This is a genomic window from Alphaproteobacteria bacterium, assembly GCA_030740435.1.
GTDB lineage: Bacteria > Pseudomonadota > Alphaproteobacteria > UBA2966 > UBA2966.
Genome location: JASLXG010000059.1, coordinates 1 through 12,930, shown reverse-complemented (window position 1 = coordinate 12,930; position 12,930 = coordinate 1). Strand labels below are relative to the sequence as shown.

General features: G+C 65.4%; 13 protein-coding genes and 1 pseudogene. 5 read left to right on the top strand and 9 right to left on the bottom strand.

Translation table 11 applies throughout. The features are described 5' to 3' along the window. Positions 1 to 8 precede the first annotated feature (8 nt). From QGG75_06915 to QGG75_06905, 3 genes are all read right to left on the bottom strand, one after another. Positions 9 to 542: an OmpA family protein gene (locus QGG75_06915; GenBank protein ID MDP6066969.1), complete on the bottom strand. Its 534-nt coding sequence runs from the start codon at positions 540 to 542 to the stop codon at positions 9 to 11. Between the two features lie 4 nt (positions 543 to 546). Next, positions 547 to 1,092 (bottom strand): hypothetical protein, encoded by a 546-nt coding sequence (locus QGG75_06910; GenBank protein ID MDP6066968.1) that lies wholly within the window; start codon positions 1,090 to 1,092, stop codon positions 547 to 549. Positions 1,093 to 1,186: 94 nt separating this feature from the next. After that, entirely contained in the window at positions 1,187 to 2,098 is a 912-nt protein-coding gene (locus QGG75_06905; protein ID MDP6066967.1) for a hypothetical protein, read from the bottom strand. A gap of 369 nt (positions 2,099 to 2,467) precedes the next feature. Between QGG75_06905 and QGG75_06900 the strand changes: the two genes are divergently transcribed. Genes QGG75_06900 through QGG75_06890 form a run of 3 tightly spaced genes read left to right on the top strand, consistent with a single transcriptional unit; the run spans position 2,468 to position 6,483 of the window. After that, complete coding sequence (locus QGG75_06900; protein MDP6066966.1) at positions 2,468 to 3,463, top strand: serine protease; 996 nt, start codon at positions 2,468 to 2,470, stop codon at positions 3,461 to 3,463. Positions 3,464 to 3,500: 37 nt separating this feature from the next. Continuing rightward, positions 3,501 to 5,582, top strand: a complete 2,082-nt coding sequence (locus QGG75_06895) for a molybdopterin-dependent oxidoreductase (GenBank protein MDP6066965.1) — start codon at positions 3,501 to 3,503, stop codon at positions 5,580 to 5,582. A gap of 16 nt (positions 5,583 to 5,598) precedes the next feature. Continuing rightward, the gene (locus tag QGG75_06890) at positions 5,599 to 6,483 is read left to right on the top strand and encodes a DMT family transporter (protein ID MDP6066964.1); all 885 of its coding nucleotides are present in this window, start codon (positions 5,599 to 5,601) and stop codon (positions 6,481 to 6,483) included. Here the strand turns inward: QGG75_06890 and QGG75_06885 are convergent. The 3 genes and pseudogenes from QGG75_06885 to QGG75_06875 all read right to left on the bottom strand — a co-directional run bounded on the left by QGG75_06885 (position 6,480) and on the right by QGG75_06875 (position 10,250). Beyond that, a pseudogene (locus QGG75_06885) lies at positions 6,480 to 8,895 on the bottom strand (FAD-dependent oxidoreductase). The gene QGG75_06890 and the pseudogene QGG75_06885 overlap by 4 nt on opposite strands. A gap of 18 nt (positions 8,896 to 8,913) precedes the next feature. Next, positions 8,914 to 9,888 (bottom strand): NADPH:quinone reductase, encoded by a 975-nt coding sequence (locus QGG75_06880; GenBank protein ID MDP6066963.1) that lies wholly within the window; start codon positions 9,886 to 9,888, stop codon positions 8,914 to 8,916. Beyond that, a complete protein-coding gene (locus QGG75_06875) occupies positions 9,885 to 10,250 on the bottom strand; it encodes a TfoX/Sxy family protein (GenBank protein ID MDP6066962.1) in 366 nt (121 codons plus the stop codon). Before QGG75_06875 ends, QGG75_06880 begins: the two co-directional genes overlap by 4 nt. Before the next feature lie 65 nt (positions 10,251 to 10,315). Here QGG75_06875 and QGG75_06870 point away from each other — a divergent pair, with 65 nt between their 5' ends. After that, positions 10,316 to 11,158, top strand: coding sequence for a phosphodiesterase (locus QGG75_06870; GenBank protein MDP6066961.1), 843 nt, complete (start codon positions 10,316 to 10,318; stop codon positions 11,156 to 11,158). A gap of 103 nt (positions 11,159 to 11,261) precedes the next feature. On the opposite strand, the gene QGG75_06865 is transcribed toward QGG75_06870, so the two are convergent. The 3 genes from QGG75_06865 to QGG75_06855 all read right to left on the bottom strand — a co-directional run bounded on the left by QGG75_06865 (position 11,262) and on the right by QGG75_06855 (position 12,147). Then, positions 11,262 to 11,630 (bottom strand): putative toxin-antitoxin system toxin component, PIN family, encoded by a 369-nt coding sequence (locus QGG75_06865; GenBank protein ID MDP6066960.1) that lies wholly within the window; start codon positions 11,628 to 11,630, stop codon positions 11,262 to 11,264. Further along, complete coding sequence (locus QGG75_06860) at positions 11,623 to 11,904, bottom strand: hypothetical protein (GenBank protein MDP6066959.1); 282 nt, start codon at positions 11,902 to 11,904, stop codon at positions 11,623 to 11,625. The genes QGG75_06865 and QGG75_06860 overlap by 8 nt, the downstream gene beginning before the upstream one ends. A gap of 69 nt (positions 11,905 to 11,973) precedes the next feature. Further along, positions 11,974 to 12,147 carry a hypothetical protein gene (locus QGG75_06855; protein MDP6066958.1) on the bottom strand — a complete coding sequence of 58 codons (174 nt, stop codon included), beginning with the start codon at positions 12,145 to 12,147 and terminating at the stop codon, positions 11,974 to 11,976. 197 nt (positions 12,148 to 12,344) lie between these two features. Here QGG75_06855 and QGG75_06850 point away from each other — a divergent pair, with 197 nt between their 5' ends. After that, entirely contained in the window at positions 12,345 to 12,794 is a 450-nt protein-coding gene (locus tag QGG75_06850) for an Rrf2 family transcriptional regulator (GenBank protein ID MDP6066957.1), read from the top strand. Positions 12,795 to 12,930: the final 136 nt, after the last annotated feature.

Here is a 12,930-nt window from a genome sequence, read left to right as displayed (position 1 = left end):
ACGCGCCATCACCACTTGATCTTCCGTTCGCCCGAGCGTTTCGATTTGACTTTGGTCCCGGGCGGCGAGCCCAGGGCCAGCACCTCGACGCGGCGGTTGAGGCCGGCCTTGGGCCTGAGCGGGTTCTTGAGCTGCTCCTCGCCCATGCCGATGCTTTCCAGGCTGGCGGCATCGATGCGGTGGCGCGCCACCAGGTAGGCCTTGACGGCCTTGGCACGCTGCTGGGAGAGGCGTTTGTTGTAGGCGGCGCCGCCGGAGGCATCGGTGTGTCCGACGATGCGGAAGCGCTGGCCGGCCAGGCGTTCGGATTTCAAGGCCCCGCCCAGCTCGTCGAGCTGGCGCCGGGCCTGCCTGGTCAGCGTCGCCGAGTTCACCTGGAAGCGCACGTCGAGATCGACGCGGGGCTTGCCGGAATGTTCGGGAAGATATTCCAGCGGCGCCAGCGAACGGATGATGGAGTTCAAATCCCGCACGCCGTCTTCGGCGGCCGCCGGCAAGGCCCACGTCAGACCGGCCAGCAGACAGGCAACGACGAATCGCACCGCCCTACTCCGTTACCGGCCGCCACTTTCCCTTGGACGGCTTTTGCTTGCCGCTGGGCTCGGCGAAATCGTCGCCCGAACGGGTCCAGCGGGCGTCGTCGAGGATCCAGGGACCAGCGGGGCGGCGACAGGCGGTCAAGCTGCCGCGGATGCGGGCCTTGTCGACGACGTGGGTGTGGTGCAGCAGCGCGCATTCCCGGCTGCCGCGGTTGTCACGCCGCGCCAGCGTAACCCGGCCGGAATTGCCGGTGCGGCCGGTCGACCAGTCGTGGTCGGCGCGTATCAGGCCGGCGATGGCCGCGCTGGCAGCGCCGTCGAGAGCGCCCTTGTCGGAGGGATCGAGGTTCTTGCCGAACCGGGCCGCGATCAGGCGCGACAGCGAAAAGGGTTTTCCCAGCAGGGCGAATTCGGCATCGCGGCTGCCGCTGCCCTGGTAGGGGCTGGCGCTGGCCTGGCGCAGTGTGACGGTGCCGGAGCCTATGTCTGTGCCGGCGGTGGCGTTGCAGCCGGCGATGAAGAGGGCGAGCAGAACGGCGCTAAGGGCTTTCATGGAACCGCCTCCGTCTCTCGATCATATCAAACCCCTGGGGACCCCGGGGGCCGGTGGACAACGGCGGGCCGCCGCCGGGCGGCGGCCCCCGCTCCTACCAATTGTCGGGATCGAGCGCCCGGGTCTTACGCCGGGTGATCTTCTGCACGGTGTATTCGTTACCGGCGAAGGAGACCCGGCCCGAGATGTCCAGCCGATCCAGCATCTTCTTCAGGTTACGGTCCAAACGGCCGGCCGTGATGTTGGATTCGTACCAGATCTCATGATGGCGCCGGCCCGAATAGACCAGGCGATGGGTCTTGTAGCCGCGGAACACCACCAGGTATTCCTCCAGGTCCATGATGTCCTCGGGCGTGAAGCCCTCGAACACCAGGCTGTAGGCGTCGGAGATCTTGCGCCCGCTGGCGACGGCTGTACCGGAGCCTGAATCGAGCAAGTCGGCCAGTTTCTCGGCCAATACCGAACCCAGGTCGTTGGACAGGATACGGGAATACTTGCCCACCACCTCGAGGATGCATTCGCGCGGGCAATCGGCCGGTGCGTTCCAGGTGCGGGGCGAGGTGACCTCGAAGTTGCCCAGCCGCTGGCCGGTCTTGACCTGCAACAGCCGGCCCGAGATGCGGGTCTTGATCTTGGTGGTGTAGCTGGTCTCGTTGGCGCTTGCGTAGATCGAGAAGATCACCGCCACATCGATGGGTGGACGCTTGATGGACTTGGCCACATCAATGATCTCGGCGTCGGTGCGTCGGGCGCGGCCCTGGGCGAAATCATCGAGCGAAACCGCGGTTTCGTCGAAAACATCGAAGCCTTCGTCGTGCAGCTGGTTGGCCAGCCCGTCCAACACGCGACGAAAGACCCGGCTGTTGCGCGGCACGGTATCCTGATCGGCGTCTTCGCCCATGATCAGGATGTTGGGCTTTTCCGCCGCCTGGCTGGCGGCGGGGACGGTTGCGGTGGCGGCCACGGCGAGTAGGCCCGAAGCCAGTATCAACAGAACTTTTTTCATCGACCTTCCTCCCGGTTGACAGGGAAGTTTCAAAAGGAAATTGCGTCTCGTACCCGATCCTATGAAGGGTTTAGAGCGATTTTCCGGCGCTTCGGCGAAATTTTTTTGCCTTCTCGTTGTTTTTCAGACACTTAGCCCCCGTGCTGAAAGCGAAACCGGCCTGGAAGCGGCGCTGTGCGGGCCAGTCTAGCGCCGCATTCAGGGCTTTGCCACGCCCAGTTCTGCCAACTGATTGAGAAAATCCCTCTAAACCTTCCATAGGGAGAGGGGAACCCATCGGCCAACCTTGTTTTGCGGGTGGATGTTTGTGAAAATTGTTTCAACAATGGCCGCCCGGCAGCGCGCCGGGCCGGCGGCGGGAGAGAGGCAATGCGCAAAGAGATCCTGACAATCGTGGCCACGACCCTGGCGGCGGCGGCCGGCCCGGCGATGGCGGAGCCCCAGCCCTACAGTTCCGGCACCGGCTTCGTCATCAACGAACACGGCCACCTGGTCACCAACAACCACGTGGTGACCTTTGAGCCCGACGAACGGCGCTCGCTGCCCTGCCCCAAGGTCGAGGTGGTGAGCCAAGTCTACAAGGGCTTCGCCGCCATCGTCGGCCGCGAGCCCGGCGCCGACCTGGCGGTGCTCAAGCTTGAGCTGCCGGGTGGAGCCGTTGCAGCCACTGCCGGCCAAGCCCGGCAGACGGCCCAAAAGACGGCCCAGAAAAGCCCGGCCAAGCAGGGCGGCTGGCGCAACCTCTCGAAGGAACTTAGCGACAACTCGGGGCGGCCGGCGGCCCGGGCCCAGGAGAACAAACGGCCGGCAGCGGCTGCCGTCGCCAACCGGCCCTACGCCGTCTTCACCTCCGACACCCCGCGCATCGGCCAGTCCGTCATCGCCATGGGGTATCCCTTCTCGACCCGGCTTTCCGACCAGATCAAGGCCGTCACCGGCGTGGTCGCAAGCACCGCGGGTTTGAGGAACGACGTGCGCATGTTGCAGATCTCGGCACCGATCAATTCGGGTAACAGCGGCGGTCCCGTATACGACCAATCGGGCCAAGTGGCGGCGGTAACGGTGTCCACTTTCAACAAGAGCATTCGCCTCTTCGGAGTCAGCGGTGCCGCCACCGCAGCCGATGCCGAGCGCCTGCGCCGCATGGGTATCGATCCCAGTTGGGTGCGGTCATACCTCAGCTCAGGCGAAGTGCCGCAGAACGTCAACTTCGCCATCAAGGGCCAGACGGCAATGCAGTTCCTCGACCTCTTGCAGGTGCCCTACCACACCGCCCCCCGCGGCGCCGATGTTCGCACCGAGGACGTGGTCGACGCCACCCGGGCCTATACGGTGAAGCTGATCTGCTACGTCGAACGCGGTTGAGCTTGGGTCGACGCGGCGGGCGGGCTATCGTGGCGCCATGACTGTCGAGATCGTCCGTTCCGCCTGCCCGCACGACTGCCCCAGCGCCTGTGCCCTCGAGGTCGAGCGCCTGGCGCCCGACCGCATCGGCCGCATCCGCGGCGCCCGGGATCTGGCCTACACCGCTGGCGTGGTCTGCGAAAAGATGGCGCGCTATGCCGAACGCGTGCACCACCCCGATCGTCTGAGCCAGCCCCTGCGCCGCGTCGGCGGCAAAGGTGAGGGCCGTTTCGCGCCCATTTCCTGGGACGATGCCCTGGCCGAGACCGCCGAGGCCTTCAAGCGGGCCGCCGCCCGCCATGGCCCGGAAAGCGTCTGGCCCTACCATTCCGGCGGCACGCTGGGTGTGGTTCAGCGCTGGGGCATGGACCGGCTGCGCCACGTCATGGGCTATTCGCGCGAACACGGCTCCATCTGCGTGACACCGGCGGTGTCGGGCTGGCAGGCCGGCGTCGGCGCCTTGCGCGGCGTCGATCCCTGCGAGATCGCCGAGGCCGACCTGATCGTGGTCTGGGGCGGCAACCCGGTGCATACCCAGGTCAATTTGATGCACCACATCCAGCGCGCCCGCAAGGAACGCGGCGCCAAGCTGGCGGTGGTCGACGTCTACCGGACGCCCACCGTGGCGGCCGCCGACATTCCGATAATCCTGCGCCCGGGCACGGACGGCGCGCTGGCCACGGCCATGATGAACGTGATCATCGCCGAAGGCCTGGCTGACAGCGAATACCTGAAACGATATACCGACTTCGACGACGGCGTTCGCCGCCATCTGGAAAGCCGCACCCCGGCCTGGGCCGCCGAGCTGACCGGCCTAGACGAGCAAACCATCGTCGATTTCGCCCGCCTCTGGGGCCAAACGAAACGCAGTTTCCTGCGCCTGGGGCTCGGTTTCACGCGTTCGCGCAACGGTGCCGCCAACATGCATGCGGTGAGCTGCCTGCCGGCCCTGACCGGTGCCTGGCAGCAGCCCGGCGGCGGCGCCTTTTTCGTCAGCCTCGACATCTGGGGCCTCGACACCACCCTGGCCCACGGCCTCGACGCCCTCGACCCCAAGACCCGCGTGCTTGACCAGTCGCGCATCGGCGCTGTTCTGCAAGGCGATGCCGACGCCCTAGAAAACGGCCCGCCGGTCACCGCCATGCTGATGCAGAATGCCAACTCGGCCACCGTGGCGCCTGACAGCGCCGCCGTGCGCGCCGGCTTGGCGCGCGAGGATCTTTTCCTTTGCGTCCACGAACAGTTCATGACCGAAACGGCGCGCTATGCCGATATCGTGCTGCCGGCCGCCATGTTCCTGGAACTCAACGACATCTACATGGGCTGGGGCCATATCTCGCTGGTGCTGGGGCGGCGCCTGTTGGAACGCCATGGCGAGTGCCGCTCCAACCATGAAGTGATCTGCGAGTTGGCCAATTGGCTGGGCGCCGAACACGCTGGATTCGGGCTTTCGGCCTGGGATTTGATCACCCTGATGGTGGCGGAATCGGGCCTGGGATCGGCCGAGGAAGCGGCCGTCCGGGGTTGGATCGACCGCGCCCCCGATTTCAACCAGGCCCATTTCCTGGAGGGCTTCGGCCACCCCGACGGCCGCTTCCGCTTCCAGCCCGACTGGGCCGCCATCGGGCCCTACCACAAAGGGCTGCCGGCTTTGCCCGACCATTGGGATGCCATCGAAGGGGTCGGAGCGGAAACCCCCTTTCGCCTGGTCTCGCCGCCGGCCCGCACCTACCTCAATACCTCGTTCAGCGAGACCCCGACTTCGCGGCAGCGCGAGGGCCGGCCCGTAGTCATGGTCCACCCCGACGATGCCGCCGAGTTGAACCTGATCGAGGGCGGCCTGGCGCGACTCGGCAACGGCCGCGGCGAACTGGTGTTGGCCTGGCGGCCCTCGGCCGGCCAACAGCGCGGTGTGCTGGTGAGCGAGGGCGTCTGGCCCGGCACCGAATTCGCCGATGGTTTCGGCATCAATCTCCTGATCGGCGGCGATCCGGTGGCCCCCAACGGCGGCGCCGCCTTCCACGACGCCGCGGTCTGGGTCAAGGCCGAGACGGCGCGCTCGGCCTTGGCGGCGGAATAGACCCCAGGCCCCGCCCATGAGCGACACGAGCGAAGCCGGAGCCACCCGGCTGCGGGGCATCGCGCTGATGATCGCGGCGGGGTTCTGCTTCGTCATGCTCGACGTCTGCGCCAAGTACCTAACGCACGAGCTGCATGTGCTCGAGATCATCTGGGGGCGCTACACCTTTCACGCCCTCTTCATGCTGGCGCTGCTGGGGCCGCGCTTCGGCCTGGGCCTGGTGCGCACGCGGCGGCTGGGCCTGCAGGTGACGCGCTCGCTCTTGCTGCTGCACGCCACCGGCTTCTTTTTCACGGCGCTCAAGCACATCCCGCTGGCCGAGGCCACCACGGTGGCCTTCGTCAATCCCCTGATCGTCACGGCGCTGGCCGTGCCCTTGCTGGGCGAACGCGTCGGGCTCAGGCGCTGGGCCGCCGTACTGGTCGGCTTTGTCGGCGTCATCGTGGTGCTCAGGCCGGGCCTCGGCGTCATGCACTGGGCTGCCGTGTTGCCGCTGGGCATGGCGACTTGTTTGGCTTTCTACCAGATCTTCACGCGCATGCTGGTGGCCGGCGAATCGCCTTATGCCACGCTTTTCTATACCGCCCTGGTGGCCTCCATCGTGGCCAGCCTGTTGGTGCCCCTGGTCTGGACAACGCCGAGCACCGAGGCCTGGCTGATCCTCGTGCTGATGGGCCTGATCGGCGGCATCGGGCATTATTTCATGATCAAGGCGCTCGAGTTCGCCCCGGCCGCCGTGGTGGCGCCCTTTGCCTACGTCAATCTCATCTGGGTGACGGTGGCGGGATTTGTCTTCTTCGCCGACCTGCCCGACCGCTTCACCGTGTTGGGCACCCTGATCATCGTCGGCAGCGGACTTTTCATCGTCTACCGCGAGCACCGCTTGAGGCGGCAGAGCTAGCTTCGCAGACGCTCGCCGGCGGGATCAAAGAGCGGCTCGCCGAGCAGGGTTGCCGGGCGCCTGTCGCCCAGGATTTCGATCTCGAACTCGGCACCTTCGGCAATCGTCTCGGTGGGCACGAAACCCAGTGCCAGGCTCTTCTCGACGTAATGGGCATAGCCGCCCGAGGTTACGAATCCCACCACCTCGCCGTCCTTCCAAATGGGCTCGTCGGCCCAGACGTCGGCATCATCGGCATCCACCACCAGATTGACCAGGCGCCGGGCCGGCGGCTTCTCGCGCTCGGCCAGGGCCGCCTCGAGGCCGATGAAGTCGGGCTTTTGGAAGCGCACGAAGCGATCGAGGCCGGTCTCGGCGGGGGTGTAATCGGGTTTGTATTCGCGCAGCCAAGCGCCGAAGCCCTTCTCCAGCCTGAGCGACATGATGGCCCGCATGCCAAACGGCCTGAGGCCGAATTCCGCCCCGGCCCCGGTGAGCGCCTGGTAGAGCGCCAGCTGCTGTTCCGCCGCGACGTAGATCTCGTAGCCCATGTCGCCGGTGTAGCTGATGCGGCAGACGATGGCCGGGGCCAGGCCAACCTCCATCTCGGCCACGCCGAGGAACGGTAGGTTCGCGTTGGAGACGTCGGAACGGGTGAGTTCGGCCAACAGGTCACGGGCCCGGGGCCCGGCGATCTGGAAGCCCGGGCGTTCCAGCGAGACGTTGCGCAGGCTGACGCCGGTCTCGGGCAGGTGGCTCTCGAACCAGCGCATGTGGAAGGCCTGGGCCAGGCTGGAGCCGATGATCTGGAAACGCTCGGGCCCCAGCCGCGAGACCGTGAGATCGCCGATCAGCCGGCCGCTGGGCGCCAGCATGGGGCTGAGCACGATACGCCCCACGGCCGGCATGCGGTTGGCCAGCAAATAGTCGAGCCAGTCCTCGGCGCCCGGGCCGCTGACCTCGTACTTGCCGAAGTTGTGGATCTCGTTGATGCCCACGGCCGTGCGTACCGCCCGGCATTCCTCGCCCACCGGGCCGAAGGCGTTGGAGCGGTGGAAGGACGGGATCTCGAAGGGCTGCTCGCCCGGGAGGGCGAAGTAGTTGACGTGCTCGAGGCCGTAGCCGGTGCCGAAGACGGCATTTTGGGCCGCCCACATGCCGTAGGCCGGAGTCGTACGCAACGGCCGGCCGGCCGGCAGTTCCTCGTTGGGAAAGCTGACGGCGAAGCGGCGCTGGTAGTTCTCGACCACCTTGACCTGGGTGTATTTGCGGCTGGCCCAGTCGCCGAAGCGGGCCACGTCCATGGCGAAGACGTCGGACGAGGGCTCGCCCTCGATCATCCATTCGGCCACGGTTCGGCCAACCCCGCCGCCCTGGCTGAAGCCCGCCATCACGGCGCAGGCGCACCAATATCCCGGCACGCCCGGCACCGGCCCGACCAGCGGATTGCCGTCGGGGGCGAAGGTGAAGGGGCCGTTGATGACCCGCTTGATGCCAGCGTTTTCGAGACAAGGATAGCGTTTGAAAGCGGCCTCGAGAGGCCCCGAAATACGCTCCAGGTTGTCGGGCAGAAGTTCATGGCCGAAGTCCCAGGGCGTGCGGTCGACGGACCAGGGATCGCAGTCGTGTTCGTATATGCCCAACACCAGGCCACGGCCCTCCTGGCGGAAATAGGTCATGGCGCCCGGGTCCATGACGTGGGGCAACTCGCCTTCGCGCTCATAGACCTCGGGGATATCGTCGGTCACAAGGTACTGGTGCTCCATGGCCATCAAGGGATGGTAGACGCCCACCATCTCGCCCACCTCGCGGGCCCACAGGCCGCCGGCGTTGACCACGTATTCGGCATTCACCGTGCCTTGTTCGCTGACCACGTCCCAGCTTTGGTCGGGCTTCCGGTTGAGCTCCAGGACGCGATTGCGCAGCACGATCTCGGCACCTTGGCGGCGTGCCGCGATGGCATAGGCCTGGGTCGTGCCGGCCGGGTCGAGGTGACCGTCGAGGGGATCGTAAAGCGCCCCCAGCACGCCCTCGGTACTGATCACCGGGCAGATCTCGCTGATTTCGTCGGGCCCGATCATGTGGGTATCGAGGCCCATGTGGCGGTGCTTGGCGCGCTGCGCCTTGAGGTAATCGAGGCGTTCGGGATCGCCGGCGATGGTGATGCCGCCGACGTGATGCAAACCGCAGGACTGGTCGCTGAGCTCTTCCAGCTCCTGGTAGAGCCGGATGGTGTAGCCCTGGAGGGCCGCAATGTTGGTATCGGCATTGAGGGGTATGGAAGCCGCCAGCGGCATGCCAGGTCGAGCCCGAGGTCAGTTCCGAGCGCTCGATCAGCATGACGTCGGTCCAGCCGTAGCGGGTGAGATGGTAGAGCACGCTGCAGCCCACCACCCCGCCGCCGATGACGACGACGCGCGCTTGCGATTTCATGGTGTGTCCTCCCCTGCCCTACGGCAACAGCACGATCTTGCCGCAGGCGCCCGGCTCCAGCACCTTGACGTGGGCCGCCGCCGCTTCGGCCAGCGGCATTTCGGCGCCGATCACCGGTTTGAGATCTCCCGCCGCCAGACCACGGCCCAGCGCCGCGTGGATCTCGGCCATGGCATCGTCGGGGGTGTTGGGCAGCGCCATGCCGCGAATGTCCAAGTCCTTCATCATGGCCATGCGGGCGTTGATCTCGATGCTGCCGCGGTTGCCGATGACGACGATGCGGCCGCCGTGGCCGGCTACCTCCATGTCGTTGGCCAGGTTGACGTCGGCCAGCATCTCGAGGACCACGTCGGGGCCCCGGCCGCTAGAGAGCTCGGCCACGGCATCGAGATAGCCAGCCGCCGTATGGTCGAGGACGTGGGCGGCGCCCTGGGCCTTGACCATGTCGCGGCCGCGTTGGCTGCCGGCCGTGCCGATGGCCGTCATGCCGTGGCCGGCCGCCAGTTGCACGGCGGCCGAGCCGACGGCGCCGCTGGCGCCATGCACCAGGATGGTCTCGCCGGTCTGGGCCCCGGCGCGCTGGAAGAGCGCCCGGTAGGCGGTGCCGTAAGGCACGCCAAGCGCCGATCCCTGGGCGAAGCTTATGTTGTCGGGCAGCGCCATCACCTGATCGGCCCGGCGCAAGAGCCGCTCGGCGTAACAGCCGTTCCACGATCCCCGCAACGAGCCGGCGGCGTAGACGCGGTCGCCGGGCGAAAAATCACCGACGCCCTCGCCCACCGTCTCGACCGTACCGGCGGCATCGCTGCCGGGCACGTAGGGGAAGTCCGGCCGCATGGCGTGGACGCCGGCCCGGATGTAGGTATCGACCGGGTTGACGCCGATGGCCTCGAGCTTGATGACCAACTCGCCCGGCCCGGGCTGGGGGTCGGGGACCTCGCCCAGCTTCAGCACCTCGGGGCCGCCGAATTCGTGGACCTGGATGGCTTTCATTTTGTCTTTTCCTTCCTCGCGTCCTTGTCTTTGCGGGCCGCCAGCGCGGCAGTGCCGGCAGCGCGAGCCCAGACGACGATCTCGTCGGCATCTTCCAAGACCTCGGGCGGCACCTCCCACAGCGTCTTGAGGCTACCCGTACGGCCCTTGCTTTGGTAGGAAAAGGCTGCCATGCCGGCCGCCCGATAGGCCTCGCGGTTGCGCCCGTCGGTTTTGAAATAGAGCCGGTCGTCGATGATCAGGCCCAGCATGGCATCGCCCAGAAAGATACCCAGGCCGCCGAACATACGCCGCGGCATGGGCTGCAGCGGCGCCAGCAGCTCGAGCACATAATCCTGGTATTCGCGGCTCACCGGCATCATCTGTATCTCTGGGGAAAGGCCCGAATCTGTTAGATTGCCTGACGAAAACAGCTACCGCCAGCACCATGATTATCGCCCAGATCAGCGACCTCCACATCTCCGGCCCCGAGGGCCGGCCCGATCTCGATTACGCCGTGGCCGACCACCTGGTCCGCTGCGTCGCCCACCTCAACGCCCTTGATCCGCGGCCCGACCTGGTCATGGCCAGCGGCGATCTGGTGGACCGTGGAACGGCCGAGGAATATCAGCGCCTGGCGGCCATTCTCGGCGAACTGCAGCCGCCCTGGCGATTGCTGCCGGGAAATCACGATGCGCCGGAAGAGTTGCGCCGCACCTTCAGCGATCACGACTACCTGCCGGCGGCGGGGCCCTTCCTGCACTACGTCATCGACGATGGGCCGCTGCGCATCATCGCCCTCGATACCCACATGCCGGGCCAAGTGGGCGGTGGTCTGTGCGACGACCGCCTGGACTGGCTGGCGGCCCGCTTGGCGGAAGCACCCGAGCGGCCGACCCTGATCTTCATGCACCACCCGCCCTTCGAAAGCGGCATCGAGCTGATGGACCGCAACGGCTACCTCACCGACCGCGACAAACTGGGCGCCATCATCGCCAGCCACGCCAACATCGTGCGCATCGCCTGCGGCCATTTGCACCGGCCGGTGACCGTGGCCTGGCAGGGCACCGTAGTGACCGTGGCGCCGGGCCCGGCCCACCAGCTCGGCCTCGACCTCCGGCCCGACGGCGACGTCACCGTGGTGCTAGAGCCGCCGGCGCTCAATCTTCATGTCTGGAAACCGGGCGTCGGGCTCATTACCCATATGTCCTACGTGGGAGAATTCGATACCTTTGCGACGTCGCTCAAAGAGCGGACCGAGGCGGCCAAAGGAATTTCAGAAAGCGGCTAAAGCATCCCCCCCGCCCCGGTCCCTTTTTTCCCTATGGGCCGCCCACGGCTTGCAGGAACTCCCTTGGGGAAACAATCCTAAATTTCCAAGCGGGATCGGGCTGCTACGCCAACGCCAGCAAATCCTTGTCGCCGGTAACCAGGAAGTCCGCCTGTCCGTCAATGGCAAGGGCGAGAAATTTGTCGTCCTTGGCGTCGCGGCAGACCGCAAGAGCGGTTTCTACCTGTGTGGTTTCGCAAAGCTCGCCAACGCGACGAGCAAATGCCAGCCGGCCAGCAAGGATAGTGTAGCGCTCCCAACCGGGGCGGGATACGACTTCGTGAAGTTCGGACAGGGTTTCGCCTGAGGCGAGGCATATCCACTCGCCTGTCAGAAATCCCTGTATGACTTTGACAAGGTTGCTTTGGCGTTGGCGGAAAAAGGCGTAGCTGATCCACGCATTCGTATCAACAACGACCCGAACTTCAGCCATTCCCCCAGGCAATCTCCTGGGCCTGGGCCTGGGCCTGGGCCTGGGCCTGGGCCTGGGCCTGGGCCTCGGCCTGGGCCTGGGCCTCGGCTTCGCTCAAACCCTTGGCTTCGGCCTGGGCACTCAGGCGCTGGGATAGCTCTTCAAGTCCCAGGTCGTCGTATTCCCGCACTTGCCGCACAGTGAGCATGACGGCTTCCGCTACCAAGTCCTGCTTGCGCTCCGGCTCGGTTCGGGCCTTTTCCAGGGTTGCGATTGCGCGATCCAGTTTGGTCATGCTTCGCTTCATTTTCACGTCATGCGAACCCCGCAAACGGGAAATAGCCCGTCCGGGAATTCGCTTCCGCTAGTCGCCGCGCTCATCCAGCCAGGTCATCCGGATGGCTTCGAGGGTTTTTTCGCCTAGGGCCTCAGGCGATGTGACCCGGCAAGAAATGCGGGTTCGACCATCGAACTCCTTGAAGTCCCCTTTATAGGGTTCGGCAATGGTGCCGTCGTTCAACAGGATGCGTTGGGCCATGATCTCTTCCCTATGCTAGGCCACGGTGAAACCGCGCCGCACTTTCGCCTGCGGACAGCTTAAACATAAACATGCAGAATATATACTTCTTTTATTGCCACTGCCTGCGGGCCATGCTACACATGCGCGCAGCCAGCTCCCGAAAAGGGCGATAAAGGGCAACGCAGCCGCTTGACGAAAAAAGGAGCCAGGGTCGTTTGAGACTGACAGCATTCACCGACTACAGCTTTCGGGTTCTGGTTTATCTCGGCCTCCAGGAAGATCGGCTCGCGACAATTCAGGAAATCGCCGAGCGCTATGGCATTTCAAAAAACCATTTGATGAAGATCGTTCGATTGTTGGGTAAACAAGGCTTGATTCAAACTGTTCGCGGCAAGAACGGGGGGATACGCCTTGCTTGTCCAGCAAAAGAAATTCGGATCGGTAAGGTTGTTCGGCAAGTCGAGGAAAATCTGGCCATAGTGCAATGCCTGGAGCCTCTTTCGGAGCGATGTCAAATCGATGGAGCTTGCGCCTTGAAGGGCTATTTCGCCGAGGCCACCGAAACCTTCCTTTCCGCGCTTGACCGCTACACCTTGGAGGATGTCCTCGACAACCGTAGCTCACTTTCGCGTGCCCTGGGTTTGACGCTCCAAGCTCCCCCTTAATTGGAGACGCAAAATTATCCACATGGTCTCCCACCGGGAACTAGGGCCTGTTGACAATTAGCGCATGGCAATGATGGTGGCGGCGAGGTTCAAGTTTGCGGCGTAGCTGGTATCGGTCTTGTCGTAGCGGGTGGCG

What these genes read in the sequence shown, in the direction of transcription:
- QGG75_06910 (MDP6066968.1), bottom strand. Translation starts at nt 1,092, where the DNA reads ATGAAAGCCCTTAGCGCCGTTCTGCTCGCCCTCTTCATCGCCGGCTGC.
- QGG75_06855 (MDP6066958.1), bottom strand. Translation starts at nt 12,147, where the DNA reads ATGGCCCAACGCATCCTGTTGAACGACGGCACCATTGCCGAACCCTAT.
- QGG75_06860 (MDP6066959.1), bottom strand. Translation starts at nt 11,904, where the DNA reads ATGACCAAACTGGATCGCGCAATCGCAACCCTGGAAAAGGCCCGAACC.
- QGG75_06900 (MDP6066966.1), top strand. Translation starts at nt 2,468, where the DNA reads ATGCGCAAAGAGATCCTGACAATCGTGGCCACGACCCTGGCGGCGGCG.
- QGG75_06895 (MDP6066965.1), top strand. Translation starts at nt 3,501, where the DNA reads ATGACTGTCGAGATCGTCCGTTCCGCCTGCCCGCACGACTGCCCCAGC.
- QGG75_06875 (MDP6066962.1), bottom strand. Translation starts at nt 10,250, where the DNA reads ATGATGCCGGTGAGCCGCGAATACCAGGATTATGTGCTCGAGCTGCTG.
- QGG75_06880 (MDP6066963.1), bottom strand. Translation starts at nt 9,888, where the DNA reads ATGAAAGCCATCCAGGTCCACGAATTCGGCGGCCCCGAGGTGCTGAAG.
- QGG75_06865 (MDP6066960.1), bottom strand. Translation starts at nt 11,630, where the DNA reads ATGGCTGAAGTTCGGGTCGTTGTTGATACGAATGCGTGGATCAGCTAC.
- QGG75_06905 (MDP6066967.1), bottom strand. Translation starts at nt 2,098, where the DNA reads ATGAAAAAAGTTCTGTTGATACTGGCTTCGGGCCTACTCGCCGTGGCC.
- QGG75_06870 (MDP6066961.1), top strand. Translation starts at nt 10,316, where the DNA reads ATGATTATCGCCCAGATCAGCGACCTCCACATCTCCGGCCCCGAGGGC.
- QGG75_06890 (MDP6066964.1), top strand. Translation starts at nt 5,599, where the DNA reads ATGAGCGACACGAGCGAAGCCGGAGCCACCCGGCTGCGGGGCATCGCG.